The sequence below is a fragment of the Parvibaculum sp. genome (assembly GCF_046297875.1).
Lineage (GTDB): Bacteria > Pseudomonadota > Alphaproteobacteria > Parvibaculales > Parvibaculaceae > Parvibaculum.
In genome coordinates, this window is sequence record NZ_JBKBHD010000001.1 from 588,658 (window position 1) to 613,725 (window position 25,068).

General features: G+C 63.0%; 23 protein-coding genes. 9 read left to right on the forward strand and 14 right to left on the reverse strand.

From position 1 onward, the window contains the following. Window positions 1–212: 212 nt before the first annotated feature. From ACK4FH_RS02910 to ACK4FH_RS02935, 6 genes are all read left to right on the forward strand, one after another. Window positions 213–812, forward strand: a complete 600-nt coding sequence (locus ACK4FH_RS02910) for a c-type cytochrome (protein WP_409811061.1) — start codon at window positions 213–215, stop codon at window positions 810–812. 227 nt (window positions 813–1,039) lie between these two features. Beyond that, a complete protein-coding gene (locus ACK4FH_RS02915) occupies window positions 1,040–2,998 on the forward strand; it encodes an extracellular solute-binding protein (protein ID WP_409811063.1) in 1,959 nt (652 codons plus the stop codon). Next, window positions 2,995–4,866 carry an extracellular solute-binding protein gene (locus ACK4FH_RS02920; RefSeq protein ID WP_409811065.1) on the forward strand — a complete coding sequence of 624 codons (1,872 nt, stop codon included), beginning with the start codon at window positions 2,995–2,997 and terminating at the stop codon, window positions 4,864–4,866. Before ACK4FH_RS02915 ends, ACK4FH_RS02920 begins: the two co-directional genes overlap by 4 nt. Window positions 4,867–4,872: 6 nt before the next feature. Further along, window positions 4,873–5,982 (forward strand): microcin C ABC transporter permease YejB, encoded by a 1,110-nt coding sequence (locus ACK4FH_RS02925; RefSeq protein WP_409811067.1) that lies wholly within the window; start codon window positions 4,873–4,875, stop codon window positions 5,980–5,982. Window position 5,983: 1 nt separating this feature from the next. Then, window positions 5,984–7,051, forward strand: coding sequence for an ABC transporter permease (locus ACK4FH_RS02930; RefSeq protein WP_409811069.1), 1,068 nt, complete (start codon window positions 5,984–5,986; stop codon window positions 7,049–7,051). Then, window positions 7,048–8,676 (forward strand): ABC transporter ATP-binding protein, encoded by a 1,629-nt coding sequence (locus ACK4FH_RS02935; protein ID WP_409811071.1) that lies wholly within the window; start codon window positions 7,048–7,050, stop codon window positions 8,674–8,676. The genes ACK4FH_RS02930 and ACK4FH_RS02935 overlap by 4 nt, the downstream gene beginning before the upstream one ends. A 7-nt stretch (window positions 8,677–8,683) precedes the next feature. Here ACK4FH_RS02935 and ACK4FH_RS02940 read toward each other — a convergent pair whose 3' ends face one another. The 3 genes from ACK4FH_RS02940 to ACK4FH_RS02950 all read right to left on the reverse strand — a co-directional run bounded on the left by ACK4FH_RS02940 (window position 8,684) and on the right by ACK4FH_RS02950 (window position 11,382). Further along, the gene (locus ACK4FH_RS02940) at window positions 8,684–9,547 is read right to left on the reverse strand and encodes a C40 family peptidase (RefSeq protein ID WP_409811073.1); all 864 of its coding nucleotides are present in this window, start codon (window positions 9,545–9,547) and stop codon (window positions 8,684–8,686) included. Then, complete coding sequence (locus ACK4FH_RS02945; protein ID WP_409811075.1) at window positions 9,544–9,915, reverse strand: MarR family transcriptional regulator; 372 nt, start codon at window positions 9,913–9,915, stop codon at window positions 9,544–9,546. Before ACK4FH_RS02945 ends, ACK4FH_RS02940 begins: the two co-directional genes overlap by 4 nt. A 90-nt stretch (window positions 9,916–10,005) precedes the next feature. Then, window positions 10,006–11,382, reverse strand: coding sequence for a leucyl aminopeptidase family protein (locus ACK4FH_RS02950; RefSeq protein WP_409811077.1), 1,377 nt, complete (start codon window positions 11,380–11,382; stop codon window positions 10,006–10,008). 118 nt (window positions 11,383–11,500) lie between these two features. Here ACK4FH_RS02950 and ACK4FH_RS02955 point away from each other — a divergent pair, with 118 nt between their 5' ends. After that, the gene (locus tag ACK4FH_RS02955; protein ID WP_409811079.1) at window positions 11,501–12,181 is read left to right on the forward strand and encodes a glutathione S-transferase family protein; all 681 of its coding nucleotides are present in this window, start codon (window positions 11,501–11,503) and stop codon (window positions 12,179–12,181) included. Here ACK4FH_RS02955 and ACK4FH_RS02960 read toward each other — a convergent pair. Further along, the gene (locus ACK4FH_RS02960) at window positions 12,178–13,332 is read right to left on the reverse strand and encodes a TAXI family TRAP transporter solute-binding subunit (protein ID WP_409811081.1); all 1,155 of its coding nucleotides are present in this window, start codon (window positions 13,330–13,332) and stop codon (window positions 12,178–12,180) included. The genes ACK4FH_RS02955 and ACK4FH_RS02960 overlap by 4 nt on opposite strands. 166 nt (window positions 13,333–13,498) lie before the next feature. On the opposite strand from ACK4FH_RS02960, the gene ACK4FH_RS02965 reads away from it, so the two are divergent. Further along, window positions 13,499–14,443, forward strand: a complete 945-nt coding sequence (locus ACK4FH_RS02965; RefSeq protein WP_409811083.1) for a tetratricopeptide repeat protein — start codon at window positions 13,499–13,501, stop codon at window positions 14,441–14,443. 74 nt (window positions 14,444–14,517) lie between these two features. Here ACK4FH_RS02965 and ACK4FH_RS02970 read toward each other — a convergent pair whose 3' ends face one another. The 10 genes from ACK4FH_RS02970 to ACK4FH_RS03015 all read right to left on the reverse strand — a co-directional run bounded on the left by ACK4FH_RS02970 (window position 14,518) and on the right by ACK4FH_RS03015 (window position 24,346). After that, the gene (locus ACK4FH_RS02970) at window positions 14,518–15,495 is read right to left on the reverse strand and encodes a type II secretion system F family protein (protein ID WP_409811085.1); all 978 of its coding nucleotides are present in this window, start codon (window positions 15,493–15,495) and stop codon (window positions 14,518–14,520) included. Window positions 15,496–15,504: 9 nt separating this feature from the next. Beyond that, on the reverse strand, window positions 15,505–16,491 hold the full coding sequence (locus ACK4FH_RS02975) for a type II secretion system F family protein (protein ID WP_409811087.1): 987 nt from the start codon (window positions 16,489–16,491) through the stop codon (window positions 15,505–15,507). An 11-nt stretch (window positions 16,492–16,502) separates the two neighbouring features. Further along, complete coding sequence (locus tag ACK4FH_RS02980; protein WP_409811089.1) at window positions 16,503–17,960, reverse strand: CpaF family protein; 1,458 nt, start codon at window positions 17,958–17,960, stop codon at window positions 16,503–16,505. Window positions 17,961–17,973: 13 nt separating this feature from the next. Then, window positions 17,974–19,284: a CpaE family protein gene (locus ACK4FH_RS02985; protein ID WP_409811091.1), complete on the reverse strand. Its 1,311-nt coding sequence runs from the start codon at window positions 19,282–19,284 to the stop codon at window positions 17,974–17,976. After that, window positions 19,281–19,985, reverse strand: a complete 705-nt coding sequence (locus ACK4FH_RS02990) for a CpaD family pilus assembly protein (protein WP_409811093.1) — start codon at window positions 19,983–19,985, stop codon at window positions 19,281–19,283. Before ACK4FH_RS02990 ends, ACK4FH_RS02985 begins: the two co-directional genes overlap by 4 nt. Before the next feature lie 10 nt (window positions 19,986–19,995). After that, complete coding sequence (locus ACK4FH_RS02995; protein ID WP_409811095.1) at window positions 19,996–21,453, reverse strand: type II and III secretion system protein family protein; 1,458 nt, start codon at window positions 21,451–21,453, stop codon at window positions 19,996–19,998. Between the two features lie 15 nt (window positions 21,454–21,468). Further along, window positions 21,469–22,224 (reverse strand): Flp pilus assembly protein CpaB, encoded by a 756-nt coding sequence (gene cpaB / locus ACK4FH_RS03000; protein WP_409811097.1) that lies wholly within the window; start codon window positions 22,222–22,224, stop codon window positions 21,469–21,471. A gap of 56 nt (window positions 22,225–22,280) precedes the next feature. Continuing rightward, on the reverse strand, window positions 22,281–22,787 hold the full coding sequence (locus ACK4FH_RS03005; RefSeq protein WP_409811099.1) for a prepilin peptidase: 507 nt from the start codon (window positions 22,785–22,787) through the stop codon (window positions 22,281–22,283). A gap of 285 nt (window positions 22,788–23,072) precedes the next feature. After that, window positions 23,073–23,240 (reverse strand): Flp family type IVb pilin, encoded by a 168-nt coding sequence (locus ACK4FH_RS03010; RefSeq protein WP_409811101.1) that lies wholly within the window; start codon window positions 23,238–23,240, stop codon window positions 23,073–23,075. A 365-nt stretch (window positions 23,241–23,605) separates the two neighbouring features. Beyond that, window positions 23,606–24,346 carry a Crp/Fnr family transcriptional regulator gene (locus tag ACK4FH_RS03015; RefSeq protein ID WP_409811103.1) on the reverse strand — a complete coding sequence of 247 codons (741 nt, stop codon included), beginning with the start codon at window positions 24,344–24,346 and terminating at the stop codon, window positions 23,606–23,608. 186 nt (window positions 24,347–24,532) lie between these two features. Here ACK4FH_RS03015 and ACK4FH_RS03020 point away from each other — a divergent pair, with 186 nt between their 5' ends. Continuing rightward, window positions 24,533–25,051, forward strand: coding sequence for a pilus assembly protein N-terminal domain-containing protein (locus ACK4FH_RS03020; protein ID WP_409811105.1), 519 nt, complete (start codon window positions 24,533–24,535; stop codon window positions 25,049–25,051). Window positions 25,052–25,068: the final 17 nt, after the last annotated feature.

The following is a 25,068-nucleotide window of genomic DNA, read 5'->3' on the forward strand; positions in this document are numbered from 1 at the left end:
CGAAATGGGCGCCCCGCGCGGCACAATTTCCTTGATTCACGCGGATTTGGCGTTCTTATACGGCTTGCGGCGAAGCGGCGGAAGCGGCTAATCTCCGCGCAATTCTGCGGGGGGCCTCGCCTGGAAGGCGAAACGTCCCTTTCCCGTGCGATCCCATTCGTACCGAGGCCAAACCCGCCAAGAAATCAACGAACCGGCCGGAGCAGGAGCCAATGGACTCATTCGAATTCAACAAGATTGCCGGAGCGGTGCTCGGGTCCATTCTCTTCGTCATGACGATCGGCATTCTGGCCAGCATGTTCTACCACACGGAGGAAGCCAATCCGCTGGCCTATCCGGTGGCGGAAGCCGAGACGGGCGGCGAAACCGGCGGCGGCACGGTCGTCGAGGAAGTCCCCTTCGCAACGCTGCTCGCACAGGCCGATGTGGGCCGCGGCGAGCGCGCCTCGCGCAAGTGCACCGCCTGCCACACCTTCGAGGAAGGCGGCCCGGCGCGCATCGGCCCGAATCTCTATGCCATGATCGGTGCGCCGCATGCCCATATGGCCGGTTTCGCCTATTCGGCGGCGATGCAGGCCAAGAGCAACGAGCCCTGGACCTTCGAGGAGCTCGACCACTTCATCGAGAACCCGCGCGGCTATCTGCCGGGCACGATCATGAGCTTTGCCGGTATCCGCAATGCGCAGGAACGCGCCGACCTCATCGTCTACATGAACACGCTCGGCTCGAACAAGCCGCTGCCGGAAGCGCCTGCGGCACCCGCAGAAGAAGCGCCGGCGAATGGCGGCGAGGAAGCCCCGGCAGCCGAATAAGCACCAGCGGCCGGACGAGACCCGAACGCGCCCGGAGCAATCCGGGCGCGTTTTCGTTTGCGCCATGCGTTCCGTTTCGCGTTTCGCGCCGGATGACTTTGTTTTAACGCGCTTTACGGGCTAAAACGGGTCACAATATCCTGGCGATCCGAGGGGATGCGGCACGGCGGCCCGATATGTCCGGCACGGGCTGCCGGACAAGAGGGAGAGGGAGTGTGCGTGGTTTGATGACCAGGCCAGTGCTTGGCGCGGCGGCATTTGCCGTCGTGGCAGTGGCGGCGATTTTCTATTTCATGTCCGGTTCCTCGACCGGGCCGGCGGGCGCGCCGGCAGAGGGCCAGGCGCTGGACAGCGCAGGAGCCGCCGAAAGGCCGACCGAGATCGTTGCGTCCGATCCCTTTCTTTCGCCCGATTTCGACCCTGAAGCGCCCCGGCATGGATCGTCGCTTTTCGGCGAACTCAAATACGGGCCCGACTTTCCGCATTTCGACTATGTGAACCCCAACGCGCCGAAGGGCGGACTGCTGCGCTATGGCGTGATCGGCAGTTTCGACAGCCTCAACCTTTTCATCGTGAAGGGACAGAAAGCAGCGGGCCTCGGCCTCATCTACGATACGCTGATGGCGCGCAGCCTCGACGAGCCGACCAGTGAATATGGACTTCTTGCCGAATGCGTACGTCATCCGGCGGACTATTCCTCCGTCACCTATGTGCTGCGTGATGGCGCGCGCTTCCATGACGGCGAGAGAGTGAAACCCGAAGACGTGATCTGGACGCTCGAGACGCTGAAGAAGAGCGATCCCTTCTACGGCGCCTACTACGCCAATGTAATTTCCGCCGAACAGACGGGTACGCGCGAAATCACCTTCCAGTTCGACATGACGGGCAATCGCGAGCTGCCGCAAATTGTCGGCCAGATGCCCGTGCTGCCCAAGCACTACTGGCTGGGCAAGGATGCGCGGGGGCGCGAACGGAATTTCGCGGAAACGACGCTCGAGCCGCCGCTTGGCAGCGGCCCCTACCGGGTGGACGCGGTGGCGACGGGACGGTCCGTCACCTATGAGCGGGTTGAAGACTACTGGGCGAAGGATCTGCCCGTGATGATCGGGCACAACAATTTCGATCGCATCCGCTTCGAATATTACCGCGACGGCACCGTGGCGCTTGAGGCGCTGAAGGGAAACCGGCTCGACTTCCGCATCGAGAACAGTGCGCGCAACTGGGCGACCGGCTACGAGATTGCCGCCGTCAGGCGCGGCGATCTCAAGAAGGAAGAAATCCCCTCGCTCAATCCGCAGGGAATGCAGGGCTTCGCCTTCAACATCCGCCGCGACAAGTTCAAGGATCCGCGGGTGCGCGAAGCCTTCAACTGGGCCTTCGACTTCGAGTGGATGAACAAGACACTTTTCTACGACCAATATACGCGCAGCTACAGCTACTTCTCCAATTCCGATCTTGCGGCGACGGGCCTGCCCGAAGGACGCGAGCTTGAGATTCTGAATGCGTTCCGAGACCAGCTTCCGCCGGCCGTCTTCACCACGGAATTCAGAAATCCGGCGACGGACGGCAGCGGCAGCAACCGCGCCAATCTGCGCCGCGCAACGCAGCTACTCGAAGAAGCCGGCTGGACGGTGAAGGACGGAAAGCTCGTCAACGAGAAAGGCGAGCCTTTTACGGTGGAATTCCTGCTGGCGGAGCCGACATTCGAGCGCATCATCGGGCCCTACCGGCAGGCGCTGGAGCGGCTTGGCATTACGTCGAACATTCGCGTGGTGGACACGGCGCAATATCAGAACCGCGAGGACAATCGCGATTTCGACATCATCGTGCAGACTTTCGGGCAATCGGTATCGCCCGGAAACGAGCAGCGCGACTACTGGAGTTGCGCCGCGGCCGAACGGCCGGGCAGCCGGAACGTGATCGGCATTTGCGATCCGGCGATCGACGCGATCATCGACCGCATCATATTTGCCGAAAGCCGGGCCGACCTCGTGGCCGCGACGAAGGCTCTCGACCGTGTGCTGCTGGCCGGACACTACGTCGTGCCGCAGTGGTATGCGGGCGTGACGCGGGTGGCCTACTGGTCTCGGCTGAAACATCCCGACGTGATGCCCGCCTATAATATCGGCTTCCCGATCATCTGGTGGATGGACGAGAGCGCGCCGCAAGCGGAAGAGGGCGAATGACACGACGGGGCGGAATTTCGCGGCGCGAGATTCTGGCGCTGACGGGCGGCGCCGCGATGGCGGCGCTGCTGCCAGGCGGCATTGCCCGCGCCGGTGAAAAGCGGCACGGCATGTCGATTTTCGGCGAGCTGAAATACGCGCCGGACTTTACGCGTTTCGACTATGTGAACCCCAAGGCGCCGAAGGGCGGCACGTTTTCGCAGATCGGGCCGGCGGCTGCCTTCAATGCCTCGTTCAACACTTTCGACACGCTGAACGGTTATGTGCTGAGAGGCGCGGCGCCACAGGGGCTCGACCTCATATTCGACACGCTGATGGTGCGGGCCTATGACGAGCCGGATGCGCTCTACGGACTTGTCGCCGAAAGTGTCGAGGCATCGGCTGATGGCAGGACGCTCATCTTCCATCTGCGGAAGGAAGCGCGCTTCCATGACGGCACGGCGCTGACGGCGGAGGACGCCGCCTTTTCCTTTGTGCTGCTGAAGGAACAGGGGCATCCGCTGATCTCGCAGAATCTGAGAGAGATGGAAGCGGCGGTGGCGCGCGATGCGCATACACTCGAGATTTCTTTCACCGGCAACCAGACACGCGACCTGCCTCTTTTCATGGCGAGCGTACTGCCGGTCTTCTCGAAGGCCTATTACACGGCAAACGACTTCGCGGCCTCGACGCTGACGCCGCCGCTTGGCAGCGGGCCCTACAGGATCGGCGATTTTCGCGCGGCGCGGCACATCACCTATATTCGCGTTGAAGACTACTGGGCGCGCGACCTGCCGGTGAATGTGGGTCACTGGAATTTCGACCGGGTTCGCTTTGAATATTTCCGCGACCGCACCGCACAGTTCGAAGCCTTCAAGGCGGGGAACTACCTCTTCCGCGAGGAATTCACCTCGAAGGTCTGGGCGACGGAATACAACTTCCCCGCCGTGCGCGACGGGCGCGTGAAGCTGATGACGCTGCCGGACGACACGCCTTCGGGCGCGCAGGGCTGGTTCCTCAATATGCGGCGCGAGAAATTCCAGGACCGGCGGGTGCGAGAGGCGCTCTCGCTTGCCTTCGATTTCGAGTGGACCAACAAGAACATCTTTTACGACCTCTACGAACGCACCGGGAGCTATTTCGAAAATTCGCCGATGAAGGCGGCGGGCAAGCCCGATGCGGACGAACTGGCGCTGCTCGAGCCTTTCCGCGCGACGCTTCACGAGGATGTTTTCGGCGAAGCGGTGACGCCGCCCGTGAGCGACGGCTCGGGGCAGGACCGCGCGCTGCTGCGCCGCGCGGCGCAGCTGCTGGACGAGGCCGGATGGACGGTTGCAGGCGGCAAGCGGCGCAATGCGGCGGGCGAGCAGTTCACGATCGAATTTCTCGACAATGACCCGATCGTGGAGCGGCTGACGGCGCCCCTCGTCAAGAATTTGCGGCTTCTCGGCATCGAGGCGAGCATCCGCGTCGTCGATTCCTCGCAGCATCAGCAGCGGCGCGACAATTACGATTTCGATGTGATGATCCAGCGCTATCCGCTGGGGCTGACGCCGGGGATCGAGATTCGCAGCTACTGGACGAGCGAATTTGCCGCCGTGCCGGGCGGGCGCAACCTTTCGGGCATTGCCGACCCTGCGATCGACGCACTGGTGGAAAAGGTGATTGCGGCGGAGACGCGGGAGGAACAGGTGATCGCGGCACGCGCGCTCGACCGGGTGCTGCGGGCGGGCCATTACTGGATACCGCAGTGGCACAAGAAGTCGCATCACATCGCCTTCTGGGACAAGTTTGCCTGGCCGGAGACGAAGCCGAAGTATACGCGCGGCGTGCTCGAGACCTGGTGGAGCGATACGACAAAGGCCGGGCTTGCCGGCGCGAAGGACTGACCCGACATGTCTGCCTATATCCTGCGCCGGCTTGCCCTGATGATCCCGACCATCTTCGGGATCATGCTTGTGAGCTTTGCGCTGATCCAGTTTGCGCCGGGCGGGCCGGTGGAGCGCATCATTGCGCAGCTGCAGGGAACGGAAGTTTCGGCCACGGCGCGGATCGGTGGCGCGGCGGGCGGCGACTTCTCGATGCAGGCGCAGATGTCGGGCGCGGATGCCGCCATGAACAGCAAGTATCGCGGCGCGCAGGGGCTCGACCCGGAATTCATCAAATCGCTGGAGCAGCAGTTCGGCTTCGACAAGCCGGCGCATGAACGCTTTGCCAAGATGATCTGGGATTATGCGCGCTTCGATTTCGGCCAGAGCTATTTCCGCGATGTGAGCGTCTTGAGCCTGATTGCGGAGAAGCTGCCGGTTTCGATTTCGCTCGGGCTCTGGACGACGCTCATCACCTACATGATTTCCATTCCGCTCGGCATTCGCAAGGCAGTGCGCGACGGATCGAACTTCGATACATGGACGAGCGGTGTCATCATTGTCGGCTATGCCGTGCCGGGTTTTCTGTTCGCTGTGTTCCTGATCGTGCTATTCGCCGGCGGTTCCTACTGGTCGGTCTTTCCGCTGCGGGGCCTCACCTCAGACGATTGGGAGACCTACAGCCTTGCGGGCAAGGTTCTCGACTATCTCTGGCACATGGTCCTGCCGATCACGGCCATGGTGATCGGCTCTTTCGCCACGACGAGCCTTCTCACCAAGAATTCCTTTCTCGACGAAATCCGCAAACAGTATGTGATGACGGCACGGGCGAAGGGGCTCTCCGAATCCCAGGTGCTTTACGGCCATGTGTTCCGTAACGCCATGCTCATCATCATTGCCGGCTTTCCCGGCGCCTTTATCGGCGCCTTCTTCACAGGTGCGCTGCTGATCGAGCAGATTTTCTCGCTCGACGGACTTGGCCTTCTCTCCTTCGAATCGATCGTCAACCGGGATTATCCGGTGGTGTTCGCAACGCTTTATATCTTCGGCCTGCTCGGCCTCGTGATCTCGCTCATTTCCGACCTCACCTATACATGGGTCGATCCGAGGATCGACTTCGAGACGAGGGAGGTGTGAGATGAGCGATGCGGCGACGGCCACGCTTTTCTCGCGCTTCCGCAGGCGGCCCTTGAGCCCGATCAACCAGCGGCGATGGCGCAATTTCAAGGCGAACAAGCGCGGCTACTGGAGCCTGTGGATCTTCAGCGTTCTTTTCGTTTTGTCGCTCTTTGCGGAGTTCATCGCAAACGACAGGCCGATCCTTCTGACCTACAATGGCGACGTCTATTTCCCGGTTCTCGTCTCCTATCCAGAGACGACATTCGGCGGCGAGTTCGAAACGACGGCCGATTACCGCGATCCTTTCGTGCAGGAGCTGATCCGCGATGCGGGCGGCATCATGGTCTGGCCGCTGATCGAATATTCCTATCGGACGATCAACCTGAACCGCCGCGCCACATCGCCCCCTTCCGCCGACAACTGGCTCGGCACGGACGATCAGGGGCGCGACGTGGCGGCGCGGCTCATTTATGGATTTCGCATTTCGGTGCTGTTCGGGCTGACGCTCACCTTCTTTTCCTCGATCATCGGTGTGACGGCGGGCGCGCTGCAGGGCTATTTCGGCGGCTGGACCGACCTTCTCGGCCAGCGCTTCATCGAAATCTGGACCAGCGTGCCGCAGCTTTATCTGCTCATCATCATTGCCTCGATCATCGAACCGAGCTTCTGGATATTGCTCGGCATATTGCTGCTTTTCTCGTGGGTGGCGCTGGTGGGCGTGGTGCGTGCGGAATTCCTGCGCGCACGCAACTTCGAATATGTGAATGCGGCGCGCGCCATGGGGCTCGGCAATGGCAAGATCATGTTCCGTCATCTGCTGCCCAATGCGATGGTGGCGACGCTGACCTTCATGCCTTTCATTCTGAATTCGTCGATCACCACGCTGACGGCGCTCGACTTCCTCGGCTTCGGCCTGCCGCCCGGCTCGCCCTCGCTTGGCGAATTGCTGCAGCAGGGCAAGGCGAACCTTCAGGCGCCCTGGCTCGGGCTCACCGGTTTCTTTGCCATTGCAACCATGCTGAGCCTTCTGATCTTCATCGGCGAAGCGGTGCGCGACGCCTTCGACCCGCGCAAGGTGATGCGATGACGGCGCCGCTTGTCGATGTTCGCGACCTCTCGGTCGCCTTCCGCTCGGACGGCAAGGAAGTGCTTGCCGTCGACCGGATTTCCTTCGACATCGAGCCAGGAGAGACCGTCGCTCTGGTCGGCGAGTCGGGATCGGGGAAATCCGTTTCCGCACTCTCGATCATGCAGCTTCTGAACTATCCGCAGGCTTTCCATCCCTCCGGCGAGATCATGTTCGAAGGGCAGAACCTTATCGGTGCCGATGAGAAGACAATGCGGAAAATTCGCGGCAACAAGATCACCATGGTGTTTCAAGAACCGCTGACTTCGCTCAACCCGCTGCACACGATCGAGCGGCAGGTGGGCGAAGTGCTGATCGAGCACAAGGGCTTGCGGGGACCGGCGGTACGGGCGCGCGTGCTCGATCTTCTGAAGCGGGTCGGCATTCCCAACGCAGAGGAGCGGCTCGACGCCTATCCGCACCAGCTTTCGGGCGGGCAGCGCCAGCGTGTGGTGATTGCGCTTGCGCTTGCCAACGAGCCGCAACTGCTGATCGCCGACGAGCCGACTACGGCGCTCGATGTGACGGTGCAGGCGCAGATCCTGAAACTGCTGATGGACCTCAAGCGCGAGACAGGCATGGCGCTGCTGCTCATCACGCATGATCTCGGCATTGTGCGGAAGATGACCGATCGCGTGCATGTGATGACGAAGGGCAAGATCGTCGAGCACGGTCCGACGGAACAGGTGTTTTCCTCGCCGCAGCATGCCTATACGCAGCATCTTCTCGCTTCGGAGCCGAAGGGCCGTTCGCTTGGCGCGGCAGCAGACGGGCCTGTCGTCATGGAAGCGGACCATCTCAAGGTCTGGTTTCCTATCAAGTGCGGACTGCTGCGCCAGACCGTCGGCCATGTGAAGGCGGTGGACGGCATATCGGTGAAGCTCCGCGAAGGGCGGACGCTCGGCGTGGTGGGCGAATCGGGCTCCGGCAAGACGACGCTTGGCCTTGCGCTGATGCGGCTTCTTTCTAGCGATGGCGAGATCCGCTTCGACGGGCAGAATATCCAGGGCCTGAAATCGAAAGAGATGCGGCCGCTTCGGCGCAACATGCAGATCGTGTTCCAGGACCCGTTCGGCTCCTTGAGCCCGCGCATGTCCGTGTCGGAAATCGTGGGTGAGGGACTTGAGATCCAGCACCCCGAAATGAGCGCAGCAGACCGGCGCGCGCAGGTGACGGAGGCACTGCGCGAAGTCGGGCTCGACCCTTCCATGCAGGATCGCTACCCGCATGAATTTTCCGGCGGGCAGCGCCAGCGCATCGCCATTGCACGCGCGATGGCGCTGAAGCCGCGCTTCGTGATGCTGGACGAGCCGACATCGGCACTCGACATGTCGGTGCAGGCGCAGATTGTCGACCTGTTGCGCGATCTGCAGCGCCGCCACAACCTCGCCTATCTCTTCATCAGCCATGATCTGAAGGTGGTGCGCGCGCTCGCCGACGACATCATCGTGATGAAGGGCGGCAAGGTAGTGGAGGCAGGCAGCGCCGACGAGATTTTCGAGCGGCCGGATACCGACTACACGCGGGCACTGATGGCAGCCGCTTTCAATCTCGAAGCCTCGCCGGAAGGCGTCGTCGCCGGGTAAGTTGCCGCTAGGTGAATCGCTTGATGCTCGTTACATGGCCGGCATCGGAGCGCGCAATGCGCGACATGGCGATGTCGAGCCGTTCCACGGCGACCTGCATGTGATGGGCGTTGGCGTGGATCATGCGTTCGGCGTCGAGCATGATGCCGACATGACCCCGCCAGAAAACCAGATCGCCGCGGCGGAGCGAGGTGAAGTCGATCGGTTCGGGCAGCGGCTCGCCAAGCGTCGCCTCCTGCATATCGGTGTCGCGCAGGGAGGAAATGCCCGCCCGCTCGAGCGACATCTGCACGAGGCCCGAGCAATCGAGGCCGAGACTGTCGCGCCCGCCCCAGAGATAGGGAACGCCGGTAAATTCTTCTGCCACGGATACGAAATCGCGGACATGCGCGCCAATGGGCGCGAGATGCGCGGTGAAAACGAAACCGCCGCCTTCGATCTCGCTGAAATTTCCCTTCGCGCCCGTGACCTTGAGTTTCGCATTCATGGAAAGGGGCGTTGCAGGGCGCGTTTTCAGATCGGCTTTCGGGTAGATGAAGCTGCGAAGCGCGGCGAGCGTATGCGTCGGGTTCACCACGCGCGCGCCGAGGCCCTTCGCATCGACATAGCCGACATAATCGTCGAGCGCGGCCTGGCCCCACGCCCAGCCGTTCTTTTCCTCATAGACGCGGAAAGTCTCGCCGAAGAGCAATTGCGTATCCATCGGCGCGGCGGGTTCGGGCTCACGCAGCAAGGCAAGGTTTGGCAGGATGACACGGCGGTCCACGCCTTCCACGAAGCGCGCTGCCTTGACCTCGCCCCGAAGATGGGCGGCCGCAAGGTCGTCGCGGTAGGGATTGAGACGATGATCGGGCCCGCGAATGCGGCTCATGCGATGAGGCCCCGCGAGGAGCGGACGATGATCTCGGCGAAATCGCGCATGAAAGCCGAGCCTTTCACCGTGCGCTGAACCAGCACATTGCGGCGGTCGGCCTCGTCGCGCAGCCGCTTCAGGAGATCGAGCCCGCCCAGCGTGTCGAGCGCGCGGGTGATCGCCGGCTTCGAGACGCCAAGCGTTGCCGCCAGTCCCCTGACAGTGTGCGGCGGCGGATCGAGATAGACGATGAACATGATCGCAAGCTGCCTCGACGACAGGTCGGGCCCTTCCTGGCGGACCGACTGAAGCACCACATCGTGCCAGAGCGACAAAGCCTGAACGGGCTTCAGCCCCCCGGCAGCGGGCATGGAAAGTTCCGGCATGGCGTCCCCCCAACGCTACCCCGACCTCTGCCCGGTTCCCTCCGTTCCGGGCCCGTATCAGTCTAGCGGCGGGAACAGAACCGGCAAGCCTCAGGCGCCATATCTGCGGCGGATAAGGTGATAAAGGGCGCGGATGCCCTGGGCCTCGCCACCGACGGGGCGGCCGGGCCGCGGCTTCGGCGCCCAGCCATAAATGTCGAAATGAACGTAAGAGCGGGCCTTTTCGACGAAGCGGCGCAGGAAAAGCGCTGCCGTGACCGAGCCTGCAAAAGGCCCGTCCGAGACGTGGTTTACATCGGCGATCTTGCTTTCGAGCCAGCTGTCATAGGGCTTCCAGAGCGGCATCCGCCACATCGGATCTGCCATGGCCACGGCGGAGGCGGCGAGTTCGCCGGCCAGCGCCTCGTCATCGGTATAAAAGGGCGGGAGGTCCGGCCCGAGCGCCGTGCGGGCGGCGCCTGTGAGCGTCGCCATGTCGATGATGAGATCGGGCACTTCGCTGTCGGCCTCGGTGAGCGCATCGGCGAGCACGAGGCGGCCTTCGGCATCGGTGTTGCCGATTTCGACGGTGATGCCCTTGCGACTCGGCAGCACGTCGCCCGGCCGGAAAGCATTGCCCGAAACGCTGTTCTCCACGGCGGGGATCAGCACACGCAGGCGAATGTCGAGCCGTGCTTCCATCAGCATCTGGGCGAGTGCAAGGACACAGGCCGCACCGCCCATATCCTTCTTCATCAGGAGCATGGCGCTTGAAGGCTTGAGATCGAGGCCGCCCGTATCGAAGCAGACGCCCTTGCCGACCAGTGTGACCTTCGGCGCCTCCGCCCTGCCCCAGCGCATGTCGATCAATCGTGGCGCAATGGCGGCCGCTCGGCCCACGGCATGGATCATCGGATAGTTTTCCGCGAGCAGCGCTTCGCCCTCGATCACCTTGAACTCAGCGCCCTGTGCCTCGGCGACGTGGGCGGCGGCGGCGGCCAGATCGGCGGGGCCCATGTCGCCTGCCGGTGTGTTGATGAGATCGCGGGCAAGGAAGGTTGCGCGCGCAAGGCGGCTCACCTCCTCGCCATCGACGCCATCGGGCAGCACAAGGCGCGGCCAGTCGCGCGGGTTTCCGGAATAGCGCGTGAAGCGATAGGTGCCGAGCGCGAAACCGAACGCGGCCTTCTCAGCCTCGATGTGAATATCACCCGCAAGCCGATAGTCGCCGAGCGGCAGGGCGGCAGGAAGCGCGCCGGTGACGAAGGCATCGCTGCCATCGCCGAGGCCGAGCAGGACGCCCGCAAGCCCGCCCGAGCCATCCGGCAGCAGCAGAACCTTGCCGGCCTCACCCTTGAAGCCTGAGGTTGCGACCCAGGCAGCACCCGGCCCGGCATGGGTTTCGCACCAGTTGCCCGTGTCGCCTGTGCGCACGAGCCAGACCGGCGTGGCCGCCGCATCCTTCCGGGAGATGAAAATGTCGAGCAAGGGCGTATCCGTCCGGCTTCGAGGAAAGAGATGATTTCGCTGGCTCGAAACCTTATAGAGTGGCCGGAATGCCCGCAACGGCAAGCCTTACAAGCATGCAGGGAAGCGAGAGAGACCAATGAGCGCCTATGAGTTCGAACTGGTGATCGGCGACAAGAACTGGTCGAGCTGGAGCCTCCGGCCATGGCTCCTGATGCGGCAGGCAGGCATTCCCTTCAGGGAAACCTCAATCCGGCTGCGGCAGGAGGACACCAAGGCGCAAATCCTTGCCCACGCGCCGGCGGGCCAGGTGCCCGCGCTCAAATGGCGCGATGTGGTGATCGGGGACTCGCTGGCGATTTGCGAGACGATTGCGGACCTCTATCCGGCAAAGAACCTCTGGCCTGCGGACGGCGTGGCGCGGGCGGTGGCACGCAGTGCGGCGGCGGAAATGCATTCCGGTTTTCAGGATCTTCGCCGCGACATGCCGATGTCGATCCTCGACCGTTTTCCCGGCGAGGGGCACAGCGAGGGGGCGCTTGCCAATGCGCGGCGCGCGATCGAGATATGGCGCGGGGCGCGGCACCGCTTCGGGCGGCAGGCAGCGCAGGATCACGGTTTCCTGTTCGGGCGCTTCGGCGTTGCGGATGCGATGTATGCGCCGGTCGTGACCCGGTTTCAAACCTATGGCGTCGATCTTGAAGCGCTGGGCGACGATGGCACGGCGCGCGCCTACATGGAGGCGATCCTGACACTGCCCGCCATGCGCGACTGGATCGAGGGCGCGGCGGCGGAAGAAAAGGCGAAGGCCGGCGCTTAAGGTCTTTCCGGCGCCGGGCCGGGCGGCAGGGCACCATTCTCGACAAGGCCGCGCGCTGCATAATACCGGGCGGCCCCTTCATGCAAAGGCACGGGCAGCGAGGCGATGGCGAAGCGTTCCGCCTCGCCTGCATTGCCAGGCAGAAGACCGGCAAGGCCGGAGCCCGACAGCAGCTGCCGGTTGCCCGGATAGAACAGCGTCTCCGTGATGCGGTAGACGAGATCGGCATCGACACTCTCGTTCACCACCCAGATCATCGAGACGCCGAGCGTGCGCGTTTCGGGAATGAAGCGATAGAGCCCGTCGGGAATTTCGACCTGCTGGAAGTTCGAACCGGGGCGGACGAGCTGCTGCAGCTCATCATCATCGAGCGGTACGATATCGATGGCGCCGCGATCAGCGAGGCTCGCAATCTCCGCAGAGGGCAGCGCATCGACGAGGAAGAATGCATCAAGCTGGCCGCGCAGCAGAAGGTCGATCGCAGTGGGCGTATCATTTTCGAAGAGCTGCACGGTGCGGCGGCCAAGGCTGTGAACCGCGAGGACCGGAAGGGCCGCCTCGCGCGTGCCCGAGCCGATGGATCCAACCGAGACGCGCATGTCCTTCAGATCGGCGATGCCACCGATCTCGGCATTGCGGCGGGCGACGAGATAAAGCGCTTCGCGGTAGACGCCGGCGATGGCGCGCAGATTGCGCACAGGCGGCTCGCCGCGAAAGGGCGTTTCCGCGCGCGTGGCCAGATCGAGCACGGGGGCGGCGACGAGCGCGGATTCGAAATGCTGCGAACTGACAGCGCGTACATTCGCAACCGGACCGGCAGAGGATTTCGCCACCGCAACAAGCCCCGCCACGCCGCAGGGCAGGCCCCGCTCGCAGCGCGGCGTGCCGGGCGGGCGGCTGATCGCGGCGGCAAGCCGCTCGCCGACGGCGAAATATTCATCGCCCGGACTTCCCGTGCCGATCTGGAAGAATGTCACTTTCTCGGGCGGCTCCACGAGGCTGGAAGGCGGGATCAGATAGACAAAAAGGGCGAGCGCCAGAAAGCCAGCGACACCAATCCCGGCGAGCACGGTGCGTGCGCTCAGCCTTGCGGCCGCGACGGCCCGCGCTGCCTTCGCTGCCCTGCTCCTGATCTCGTTGATCTTCATCATCTCTCCGTTCCTCGGCCGCTCCGGGCGGTTTCAGCGAACGCCCCCGCGTTTCCGGCCTCCTTATAATTAATCATTTCTTGACCGCTCTGGAGCAAAATCGGGATCGAACCAGGGCCTGCGCCCGGCGCAGGCCCCTTCCCGCTTCACGAACCGGGACCGGAACCCCATGAGCCCCAAGATCACGCGACGCTCCCATCGCAAAATTCCCGGCCGCTGGCTCATCACCACGAGTCTCTGCTCGGCGCTGGCCCTTTCGGGCTGTGCGACGACGGAAGCCGGGTCTGCAGCTTCCGCCTCGCCACGTGCGGCTGCCGAGGCGCAGATCGGCGAACCAGCCTTGCGTAGAGCCGCCATCGAAAGCACAAAGACACAGGATTATGTCGCCGCGGCGGCCTACTGGGGAGAGCTTTACGAGCGCAATCCCGCAGATGCCGACACCGCGATCAGCTATTCGCGGGCGCTGCGGCAGATCGGCTCGGTCGATCAGTCGCTGATGGTCATGCAGGGGAGCCATCTGCGTCATCCCGACCATGCGGGCGTACTTGCGGAATTTGGCAAGGCGCTGACCGCGGGCGCGAGGCCCGACCAGGCAGCGGCCATTCTTTCGGCTGCCGCACACAAGGATCCCCGCGACTGGACGATCCTTTCCGCGCTCGGCGTCTCCCTCGACCAGATGGGCCGCTACGACGAGGCGAAGGCGCAATACAACGCCGCGCTGGAGCTTTCACCGGACAATCCTTCCGTGCTGACCAATCTCGGTCTTTCCTACGCGCTGACCGGTGATCTCGACATGGCGGAGCGGACGCTGCGCCGCGCGGTCGCCAATGCGCGGGCCGACGCCTATGCGCGGCAGAACCTTGCGATCGTGCTCGGCCTCAAGGGCGAGTTCGACGAGGCCGAACGCCTTGCGCGGGCCGATCTACCGGCCAATGTGGCAGACGGCAACATGGCCTATCTGCGCTCCATGCTCTCGCAGCCGGCGCTGTGGAAGAAGATGGAAGAACTCGACCGGGAGAAGGCTGAAGAAAGCCCGGCACCGGCCAAGCCCGCGGCGCGCGATGACGACAAGGTGTCGTTCCTGCCGCCCGAGACAATCGTGTCGATCGAGTAGACCTGTCCTTCATCAGACGAGAAAGGCGCCTGAATCCTCAGGCGTCTTTTTCATTTGCACCATGCCGGTGCGGTTCAGAGAGTCGCCATGGTCTTGATGATCGCCGGGCCGAGAATGACGGCGAAGAGAACCGGCAGGAAGAAGACGATCATCGGCACGGTGAGCTTCGGCGGCAGACCGGCGGCCTTCTTCTCGGCTTCCGACATGCGAATATCGCGGTTTTCCTGCGCCATGATGCGCAGGGCCTGGCCGAGCGGCGTACCGTAGCGCTCCGCCTGAATAAGACTTGTCGAGACGGCCTTCACGCCGGGAAGGCCCGTGCGCTTTGCAAGATTCTCGTACGCAGCGCGGCGCTCCTGCAGATAGGAGAGTTCGGCGGTGGTGAGTGCAAGTTCTTCGGCGAGTTCCACCGACTGGCTGCCGATTTCAGCCGCGACCTTCTGGAAGGCCGCCTCGATCGACATGCCGCTTTCGACACAGATGAGCAGCAGGTCGAGCGCATCGGGGAAGGCCTTACGGATCGAGTCCTGGCGACGCGTAATCACGTTCTGCACAAATACATTGGGCAGATAGAAGCCGATGAAGGCCGCAGCACAGGAGATGGCGAAGCGCGCAACCGGAGCAAGGCCGAGATCGTCCACGAAGGCGAGATATAGCAATGTCAGCAGAAACAGGATCGGCGGCATGACAAAGCGAAAGAAGATAAAGGTATACATCGGACCCGGACCGCGGAAACCCGCCTGACGAAGTTTCTCGCGGATCTCCGCATTCTCAAGCATACGGCCCGAGGCGAAGCGCTCCACCACTTCCTTCACAAAGCCCTTCGGCGTGTGGCGCAGCCGCGTGCGCTCCTGCGCCAGCGCCTCGCGGGCACGGGCGCGCATGGCTTCGCGCTCTGTCGAGACATATTTCATGCGCGTCGAAAGCTTGTCGCCTGAGACGAAGGACGCCGCCAGCGTGAGGATCGTCGCAAAGGCTGCAATCGCCGTGAGCAGCATGACGATGCTCTCGACGTTCATCAGGCTTGCAGCGATATCAAAGGCGGATGTCATATCCCGTTCCTAGAACTTGAAGTCGATCATCTTCTTCATGATGAAGACGCCTATGGCCATCCATGTCAGGCTGGCGGCGATGATCAGGTTTCCGGCTGTGGTTGTAAACAGAACGGTCATGTAGTCGGGCGAGCTAAAATAGATCAGCAGCATGACGGCGGGCGGCAGCGAACCGATGATGCCGGCAGACGCCTTGGCTTCCTGCGACATGGCCTGAATCTTGGCGCGCATCTTCTTGCGCTCGCGCAGCACCTTGGAGAGATTGCCAAGCGCCTCGGAGAGATTGCCACCCGTCTTCTGCTGGATCGACAGAACGATCATGAAGAAATTCACCTCCGGCAGCGGCATCCGCTCGAAAATCTTTTCGAGACCCTGTTCGAGTGTGACGCCGACGCGCTGCGCCTCGACCAGTCCCTGAAACTCCGTGCGCACGGGCTCCGGCGCTTCATTTGCGATCAGCCGCAGACAGTCGTTCACCGGCAGGCCTGACTTCACACCGCGCACGATCACGTCGATCGAGTTTGCAAACTCTTCGGCAAAGGCCTTCTGACGACGCTTGACGAGAAAGGAAAGAAACCAGCGCGGCAGGCCGAAGGCAGCGGCGAAGCCGCCAAGGACGGAAACCAGCGCGGACATGCCGGTGACAAAAAGCAGAAGCATGGCGACGGCGCCGGCAATGGCGCTTCCGATATAGAAGTCACGTACTTCGATATCGAGGCCTGCCCGCTCGATGCGGGTGCGCAGCGGAATGCGCTTCTTCTGTTCCTTCTGCTTTTGCTCAAGGTCTTTCAGCGTGTCCTGCACCTGCTTGCGGCGCTTGTCGCTGTTGTCCACTTCGCTTTCGGCAGGCGTGAGACGCGCCTTCCCGGCGCGCGAGACACGCGCGACGCGCTGCTGCGATTTCGATTCGCCGCCGACAAAGACGAAACCCACGCCGCCAATGCCGATGGCTGCGAGAACCGCGATCCCGAAGATCATCAGCGTTGCCTGATCCATCGGCGCGCCCCTCAGCCCTGGGCGCGGTCGAGGGCGGCCGCCAATGCGTGATGCTGATTGTAGTAACGGGCGCGATCCCAGAAAGACGGACGCGCAATGCCCGTGGAGCGATGCTTGCCGATGATACGGCCTGTCTCGTCTTCGCCATCGATATCGTAGACGAACAGGTCCTGAGTGATGATGACATCGCCTTCCGTGCCGAGCACTTCGGTAATGTGCGTGATGCGGCGCGATCCGTCTCGCAGACGGGCCGCCTGAATGACCACGTCGATGGAGCCGCAAATCATTTCCCGGATCGTCTTGGAGGGAAGCTGGTAGCCGCCCATCGTGATCATGCTCTCAAGACGCGACAGGGCTTCGCGCGGGCTGTTCGCATGCAGCGTGCCCATGGAACCGTCATGGCCGGTATTCATGGCCTGAAGCAGGTCGAAGGCTTCGGGTCCGCGCACTTCGCCGACGATGATGCGCTCGGGGCGCATGCGCAGACAGTTGCGGACGAGTTCGGTCATCGTGACCTGGCCCTGCCCTTCGAGGTTCGGCGGGCGCGTTTCGAGACGCACCACATGGGGCTGCTGAAGCTGGAGCTCGGCGGCATCTTCGCAGGTGATGACGCGCTCATCTGCCTCGATGAAGCCAGTGAGACAGTTCAGCAGCGTCGTCTTGCCGGAGCCCGTACCGCCGGAGATCAGCACGTTGCAGCGCACCTTGCCGATGATGCCGAGAACATCGGCACCTTCCTGCGAAATCGAATTGTACTGAACGAGATCCGCCATCGTCAGCTTGTCGCGGCGGAACTTTCGGATAGTGAGCGCCGGTCCGTCGATCGAGAGCGGCGGCACAATCACGTTCACGCGAGACCCATCCGGCAGGCGCGCGTCACATATTGGGCTCGACTCGTCGACACGGCGGCCGACCTGGCTCACGATACGCTGACAGATATTCATCAGCTGGCTGTTGTCGCGGAAGCGGATATTGGTCAGCTCGACCTTGCCGTTCACTTCGATGAAGGTGCGGTCGCAGCCATTGACCATGATGTCGGCAATGTCGTCGCGGGCGAGCAAGGGCTCGAGCGGGCCATAACCCAGAACGTCGTTGCAGATGTCCTGCAGCAGGGCTTCCTGCTCGGAGATCGACATGACGACATTCTTGATCGACAGGATTTCGTTGACGATGTCGCGGATTTCCTCGCGCGCGCTTTCAGCGTCGAGCTGCGCAAGCTGCGTGAGGTCAATCGTGTCGATCAGTGCGTTGAAGATCGTCGTCTTGATCTGATAGTAGTTTTCAGAACGGTGATCGCCAGCGCGCGGCGAAGCGGGCTTTGCAACCGCGACGGGCTTGTGCGCCGGCGTCTTCGACGCCGCCGCAGGTGCAGAGGCGGATGGCGCGGCCGGACGCGACGGCTCTGCCGCGGCCGGCGCGGGCGCGGGCTTGCGTGCTACAGGCTGTCCTTCGCTTCGCCTACCAAACACGAGCTACCTCCGATTATCCCTTGCGGGACAGGAAACTGAAGAGGGACGAACGGGCGGCTTTCGGCGCGCGCGTCTCGCGGCCGCAAAGTTCGCGCGCGAGGAAACGGAAACCATCTGCCGTCTTTCCCTTGGGTTCGAGTTCCTCGACCATCTGGCCGTTATTGGCGGCCGTGCCGAAGAGGCCCGGATTGAACGGAAGCACGAGCGTCGCATCGGTGCCGACCGCTTCCGCAAAATCCTTGACCGGAATTTCTGGGCGCTTCGGCATGCCGACCTGATTGAGAACGATATGCGCAGCATTGTCGTTCGGGCGGGCCTGACGCGTGAGATCGAGAATATTCTTCGCATTGCGCAGGCTGGCGAGATCGGGCGTCGCGGTGATGACGATTTCATCGGCGGCGAGCAGCACTTTCTTCGTCCAGGGAGCCCAGACATGCGGCAGGTCGACGATCACGCAGGGGACGCCCTCGCGCACGATATCGAGCACGGTTTCGCAGCTGTCGCCATCCATCTCGAAATCGCGGTCGAGAACGGCGGGTGCAGCAAAGAGGCTGAGCCGGTCCGAGCACTTCACCAGCAGGCGGTCAAGCAGCACATCGTCAAGCCGCTCCGGCGCCGTCAGGGCATCGGCGATGCCCTGGGCGGGGTCCTGATTGAAGTCGAGACCGGCGGTGCCGAAAGGAAGATCGAGATCGGTGATGATGACGTCTTCATCCATGCCCGTCGAAATGCACCAGCCGACATTATGCGCAATGGTGCTGGAGCCGGTGCCGCCCTTGGCACCGATAAAGGCGATGGTGCGGCCGATCGGCGGCGCGTCGGGATCGACATAGAGGCGCGAGATCGCCTCGATGACTCCCATCGGATGGAGCGGCGCGACTAGATATTCGTTCACGCCCTGCCGCATCATCTCGCGATAGAGAGAGACGTCGTTCATGTGGCCGATCACGACGACTTTCGTGCCGGCATCGCAGACTTCGGCGAGCGAGCCGAGTTGGCCGAAAAGGTCGCCGCCCGTGGCGTGCGTCTCGACCATGATGAGGTTCGGCGTGGCCGACTGCTGATACTGCTCGATGGCGGCCGGAATGCCGCCCATGTGAACCGTCAGATGCGCCTTCGCAAGACGACGGTCCTCGCCGGCGCGCTGGATGGCAGCACCCGTGCCCGGCTGTTCGCAGAAGGCATGGATGGTGATGCGCGGCACCGGCTTCATGACCGCGAGCGTATCGCCTTCGCCGGCCGGGGCGGCATGGGCCGCTGCCGTGGCCGGCATGGGCGGCGCCTCGACTGCCATGTCGGGTTCCCTGCGGGCCAGATTGCTCATTGGCTTACCTCGCTGATGGCACCGGAATCCTGCGCGCCACGCGTGGTCGCGGTCGGCTCACCCGCACGATACTTTTCAAGCACCGTATTGCGGCGGCCGGGATCAGCAGGGCCCATCGGACGCGGACCGAGAAGGTCCGCCGGGTTTGCGACCATCGCCGCAAGATTGTTCTGTGTTGCGCAGCCATGGTTCGGCATGAGGCCGTTCGACGGATCGAAAGCGGCGTCCTGCGTCCAGTTTCCGCAGGCGGTCGGCCGTGCAACATAATGCTTGAAGGACAGGATCAGCGGTGCGGAGGCATCCGCCCCCGACGCGCGATAGGGCGTATAGGCAAGATCGGATGCGACGACGCCGTTTTCATTCAGCAGATCGCGCACATCGCTCAGCGCCACGGTTGCCGCGCCCGAATTGGGGGCGCCAGTGGGCGTCGAAATCGTAAGCGCGCCCTGGCCACGCTGGCGATAGGCGGCGGCGAAGCTCTCGATCGCAGCGCGGTCGGACGGCGCGAGCCCAGGCTGGCCGGGCACGACGCCGACTTTCAGTGTCGAGACACCGGTTTCGACGGTGATCGGGTGTGTGTAGTGGGCGCCGAACTCTGCATTCTCGGCGCCATTGAAGCCGCAGCCTGCAAGGCCTGCAGACGCCGCGAGAGCGAGCGCGCGAAGAGCGTTCATGCCGGTGAGCCTTGTCATAGCGTTCATCTTCTGCACCTCAATCAACAACAAAGCCGACGGGACCCTGGAGCGACTTGTCGCCCGCCGCGGCACCGCGCGCACCATAGGTTGCGTTCAGGCGACCCATGAGGATCGTGTCCATATCGCCCGCCGGGGCGAAACCGTCGGTCGGCAGCACGAGCTTGTCGCGCGACGTCGGATCGACCAGATAGGGCGTCACGATCACAACAAGTTCGGTTTCGTTCTTCTGGTAGTCGCGGCTGCGGAAGAGCTGGCCCAGAACCGGCACATCCTTCGCACCCGGCACACCGTCGATATTCTGGCGCGTCGAGTCCGACAGGAGACCGGCCATGACGAGCGAACCGCCGCTCGGCAGTTCCAGCGTCGTTTCCGCGCGGCGCACCTTCAGGCCCGGCACGGTGACACCGCTGCCACCGGCGCCCTGGATGACGAAGGCGCCATCGGAGGAAAGCTCGCTCACTTCCGTCGAAATCTTGAGGCTGATGCGGCCTTCGCTGAGCACCACGGGCGTGAAGTTGAGGCCGACACCGAAAGGCTTGAACTCGAGCTGCACATTGCCGTCGCGGTCGCGCGACGTGGGCACCGGGAATTCGCCGCCTGCGAGGAACTTTGCCGACTCGCCCGAAATTGCCGTCAGGTTGGGTTCGGCAAGCGTCTTCAGGATGCCATTGCGCTCCATCATGCGAAGGGCGGCATCGACACTGCCATCGCTGCCCGTGACACCCGTGCCATCGGTCGACAGGCCGCCAAGTGACCGGCCCTGAACGCTGAAGGCATTGGACGTCGCCAGACGCAACGCAAAGTCTCCGAAATTGGCTGCCGTCGAAAGATCGACACCAAGCTGCTTGATGACATTGCGCTGCATTTCGGCAACCGTCACCTTCAGCATCACCTGGTCCTTGCCCTCGATGCCGAGCATGTTGAGCACATTGTCCCGGGAAACACCGATATAGCGCGCGGCAAGATCATGAGCGCGGTCGGCTTCGGTCGCGCTGGCGACCATGCCGGAGAGGACGACGTGATCGTTGATCGACTCGGCGTCGATGCGCGCCTTGGGGAAATACTGGCGCAGCGTCTGGCGAAGACCGGTCAGGTCGCGCGCCACGCGGATCTCTAGATTGAGGATCTGCTGGCCCGCTTCATTGAAGAAGAAGGCGTTGGTCTGGCCGACCGCAAGTCCGATCAGATAGGTGCGCCGGTTGGTGCGGACGACCGCATCCACGATTTCGGGGTTGGAAACGAGCACATCGCGCGCTGCAACCGGCAACTCCACGATCGCCGCCTTGTTGAGGCCGAGCACGATGCTGCGCGAGGACTGGCCGCTGCCGCCCTGATCGATCTTGACGAGCCGCGCGTCGCCCGCGAGCGCGAGTTCAGCCGGCATCATCGCCATCGAGACGGCGCAGAAGACCACCGCCGCATGGCGCGCGAGACGCGCGAGGCCCGATTTCAGCGTGTTCCACATGGTGTTCATGACCGGCTCCATCACTTACTTCACACGCACAGACTGCGTGACGCCATAGCGCACGATTTTCACCACCGAACCGCCTTCGCGGTTGGACGTATCGACTTCCGAACCCGCCGCATCCTTTTCGCCCATGCTGCGGAGCGACAGGGCAAGCCGGCTTTCGTTGGACGCGACCGAGACAAGCTCGACCTGCGCCGGCGTGAGTTCCAGCGTCGCGGTACGGCCGACAACCACCTGGTCGCCGGATTCGCTGAAGCGCTGGTCGATGGCGAGTACGCGCACATTGCGCAGCACCGTCTGGCCGCGATTGACATCGACGAGATCCACCCGGTCGTTCGGGAGGATGAAGCCGCCGGCGCTGGTCTGCGGCGTGATCTCCACGGCGATGGCGCGCATGCCGGGCTCAATGAGGGCGGACATGAAGCCCGCACCGGAAAGATTGATCAGCTTTTCTTCTGTGACCGGCTCACCCGCGAGAAGCGACGAGCGCGCGACGGCGCCGGTATATTCCTCAAGTGCGGCAGGTCGCGCGGCGCGGGAAATATAGGCCGGGTTCATGGAAGCGTCGGGCCAGCGCTGCCAGCGCAGATCGCTCGACGAGGCCCGTTGCCCGAGCTGCAGATTGCGGCCGGCAACCAGCACTTCGGTCGTCGGCTCCTCGATCTTTTCAACGACAGGTTCGGGCTTCGAAGTCGTCATCAGCCCGCGTGCGAGAAGCGCCGCGAGGCCCGCGGCGACAACCGCCAGAACCAGAACTCCAATGCGTGCGGCGTTCACTTGCCCAATCCTTTCATAGTCCATTGCCGGAACATTTGTTCCGCAATGTCATTGCATCATGCGGCGTGTGTCGCCGCCTCAAGCCAGACGCTTTGCTGAAACATCCAGAGCCCGCCAAGGCCCAGCGCAACGCCGTAGGGAATGCCCGCTTTCCGGTCGTGCAACCGCGCGATCCATTCTCGGCGGATAAGCACTGGCGGCAGGGGCATGGAGCGAAACCAAAGAAGCACAAGTGTCAGGGCGCCACCGAGAACGGAGGCAAGAAGCAGATAACCAAGCAGGTCGCTCCAGCCGAGCCAGAGCGCGATCGCCGCAAGGAATTTCGCATCGCCGCCGCCGATCCAGCCGAAGCCGAACATCACCATGCCGACAACGAGCATCGCTGCGCCCGCCGCAAGATGAAGTCCCGCTTCCTGCCAGCCGAGACCCGAAAAGGGCACCAACATGAGGAAGGCCACCGCAAGTGCAGCGGTCAGCATGTTCGGGATTGTCATGGTCGTCAGATCCCAGATCGCGCCGAAGATCATCGCGAGCGGGAAAATGGCGAGGACAAGATAGCTCATCACGAGAGATGCCCGGTTTCCAACAAGGGCGATGCCGCCCCCGCGCCAGGCGGCCCCATGCCTCCTCGCGCCTTCCGATACTGGGCAAAGGACCGTAAATTTGAGGTAAATGGCGGCCCGAAATGAGCCGATTTGCAAGATTTCTCCTTGGCTTGGCGAAAAGCGGCGGGGATGCGCGGAAAAGCCAGGTGCAGGCCCCCAATACGACAAAGCCGCCAGCGCAGTGAAGCGCTGACGGCTTTTCATTTCGCGTTGCCGGGATGAAGCCCGGCACGCCCGTGCGGCTTACTCGGAGAGCGCCGTGGAGATCGACTCGAAGGTCGCCTTCACGCTGTCACCGATCGTGCCAACGGCAACGACGATCACGACCGAGATGCCCGCGGCGATCAGGCCATACTCGATGGCGGTCGCGCCGGACTCATTCTTCAGAAACGACTTGAGAAACTGGCCCATGAAAAGCCTCCTTGAACCTTGACTGTCGACAGCACCAACCCTTGAACCCTGCCGGGCAAAGGGAGCCCCTTCGGACTGGAGACGACCCTAGCGGACCTCTGTTACCCAAATGCTAACGATTACTCTCAATTTCTCTCTCTGTTTAGAAAATTTTCCCGGTATTCCAAGCATATAAATAATGATTACTGTATTTAATCTGGAATTTCCTTATTCAATTGGTTTACTGGCACATCAATGCCCGGGGGCTCGATCAGAGAAGGGTTAATCGCGGGTTAAAGCCCTATCATTGCAGGCGCAGGACGGCGTTTACGCCTGCGGCGCCGCATCTCTCTTCTCGCGAATACAAAGGATGGAGGGATTGTGCCTCAGGCGGGCTCGCACAAGGCGCGAAGCCGGGCCTCATCGGCCACGACCAGGCCGGGATAGTCACGCAGCGCGATCCCGTCCCGGACGAGTTCGGCGATGGCGCGGGCAACGGTTTCTTCCGTCGTGTCCACGCGCGCCGCCAGTTCGCGGTGGCGGGGCAGCCGGGCGATGCGCAGGCAATCCTGGCCCTCGCCATTGCGGTGCGGCTCGGCGAGCGCCAGCAATTCGCCATAGAGGCGCTGGGCGCCGGTGCCCTCCGTCGCGCCGCTTTCGGCAGTGACGGCAACCTCCCGGGCGCGCAGCAGCCGGGCATATTGGCAAAGAAGCGCGCGGGAGACGGATTCCTCGCGCGAAAGGAGTTCGATGAAGCGGTCGCTCGAGAGCGTGGCGACAAGCCCGTCTTCGCGGGCAACGGCGGACAGGCCCTCTTCGGCAACGCCGAAGAGGGCCATTTCGCCGAACTGGCCGCCGGCATTGACGTCGGTATAGAAGATGCGGCCAGCGGCGCCCGAACCGCGCGCCAGCCGCACACTGCCGGCGACGACGAAGGTCACGCCGTCCAGTTCGCCACCCTGATCGAGATTGAGGAGAATTTCGCCGCGTTCCACGCCGCGCCAGTCGCATTCGGCGGCAAGCAGCGCCAGTTCGCGCGGCGGAAGGGCAGATAATATGGCGATGCCGGCAAGCGTTTGTGCCTGGCCCGACGCCTCATTCCGGCCCTGCACCATATTCCGCGCCATAGCTTGCTCCCTGAACGACTGGAACGAGACTAGGCGGCTTGCGTTTAATTGCCCGTTAATGCGGCCGGGCGGCAGGACACACGGTCAACATATCCTTTACCTGTTCGGCGCTACTGTCTGCACAGCAGTCCCTTACCGGACCATCTGCAATCGCGCGCCACGCGCCCCGACAATAGCGGCTGGAACATGCGTAACGATCAGACGAGCAGGAAGCCCGCAGGCCTGACGGCAATACTGGCGCTCGGCGCCGGCATGGCCGCATTTGCGGCGACGGGCGCGGCGGCTTCCGAATTCAAGGTGCCGATGAACGAGACGAAGCCGCTGCATCTTTCGGTGCCTGCGGCGACGGTGATGGTCGGCAATCCCGCCATTGCCGATGTATCGGTCGAAAGCACGAAGCTCATCTATGTCATGGGCCGCAACTACGGCACGACGAACCTTGTCGCGCTCGATGCCGATGGCAAGACCATCGTGGACATGAAGCTCAGCGTGACGGCGCAGGGCGCTTCCGCCGTGACGCTGACACGCGGCACCGGCCAGCTCTCCTACAATTGCTCGCCGCGCTGCGAACGTGTGCCGGTGATCGGCGACAACCCGGACTCCTTCGAAACGCTGATGCAGCAGGCCGCCAGCATGAACGACGCCAAGGCAGGCGCCAGCGGCGGCGATGGCGGATCGGGTGGCGGCAGCGGCACCATGCGCTGAAGCCGGACAATGCTTCC

Coding starts and splice junctions, on each gene's coding strand:
- ACK4FH_RS02970 (WP_409811085.1), bottom strand. CDS start 15,495: ATGACATCCGCCTTTGATATCGCTGCAAGCCTGATGAACGTCGAGAGC.
- ACK4FH_RS02965 (WP_409811083.1), top strand. CDS start 13,499: ATGAGCCCCAAGATCACGCGACGCTCCCATCGCAAAATTCCCGGCCGC.
- ACK4FH_RS03015 (WP_409811103.1), bottom strand. CDS start 24,346: ATGGCGCGGAATATGGTGCAGGGCCGGAATGAGGCGTCGGGCCAGGCA.
- ACK4FH_RS03010 (WP_409811101.1), bottom strand. CDS start 23,240: ATGGGCCAGTTTCTCAAGTCGTTTCTGAAGAATGAGTCCGGCGCGACC.
- ACK4FH_RS02990 (WP_409811093.1), bottom strand. CDS start 19,985: ATGAACGCTATGACAAGGCTCACCGGCATGAACGCTCTTCGCGCGCTC.
- ACK4FH_RS02940 (WP_409811073.1), bottom strand. CDS start 9,547: ATGAGCCGCATTCGCGGGCCCGATCATCGTCTCAATCCCTACCGCGAC.
- ACK4FH_RS02985 (WP_409811091.1), bottom strand. CDS start 19,284: ATGAGCAATCTGGCCCGCAGGGAACCCGACATGGCAGTCGAGGCGCCG.
- ACK4FH_RS03020 (WP_409811105.1), top strand. CDS start 24,533: ATGCGTAACGATCAGACGAGCAGGAAGCCCGCAGGCCTGACGGCAATA.
- ACK4FH_RS03005 (WP_409811099.1), bottom strand. CDS start 22,787: ATGAGCTATCTTGTCCTCGCCATTTTCCCGCTCGCGATGATCTTCGGC.
- ACK4FH_RS02910 (WP_409811061.1), top strand. CDS start 213: ATGGACTCATTCGAATTCAACAAGATTGCCGGAGCGGTGCTCGGGTCC.
- ACK4FH_RS02975 (WP_409811087.1), bottom strand. CDS start 16,491: ATGGATCAGGCAACGCTGATGATCTTCGGGATCGCGGTTCTCGCAGCC.
- ACK4FH_RS02915 (WP_409811063.1), top strand. CDS start 1,040: ATGACCAGGCCAGTGCTTGGCGCGGCGGCATTTGCCGTCGTGGCAGTG.
- ACK4FH_RS02935 (WP_409811071.1), top strand. CDS start 7,048: ATGACGGCGCCGCTTGTCGATGTTCGCGACCTCTCGGTCGCCTTCCGC.
- ACK4FH_RS02945 (WP_409811075.1), bottom strand. CDS start 9,915: ATGCCGGAACTTTCCATGCCCGCTGCCGGGGGGCTGAAGCCCGTTCAG.
- ACK4FH_RS02955 (WP_409811079.1), top strand. CDS start 11,501: ATGAGCGCCTATGAGTTCGAACTGGTGATCGGCGACAAGAACTGGTCG.
- ACK4FH_RS02930 (WP_409811069.1), top strand. CDS start 5,984: ATGAGCGATGCGGCGACGGCCACGCTTTTCTCGCGCTTCCGCAGGCGG.
- ACK4FH_RS02925 (WP_409811067.1), top strand. CDS start 4,873: ATGTCTGCCTATATCCTGCGCCGGCTTGCCCTGATGATCCCGACCATC.
- ACK4FH_RS02920 (WP_409811065.1), top strand. CDS start 2,995: ATGACACGACGGGGCGGAATTTCGCGGCGCGAGATTCTGGCGCTGACG.
- ACK4FH_RS02995 (WP_409811095.1), bottom strand. CDS start 21,453: ATGAACACCATGTGGAACACGCTGAAATCGGGCCTCGCGCGTCTCGCG.
- ACK4FH_RS02960 (WP_409811081.1), bottom strand. CDS start 13,332: ATGATGAAGATCAACGAGATCAGGAGCAGGGCAGCGAAGGCAGCGCGG.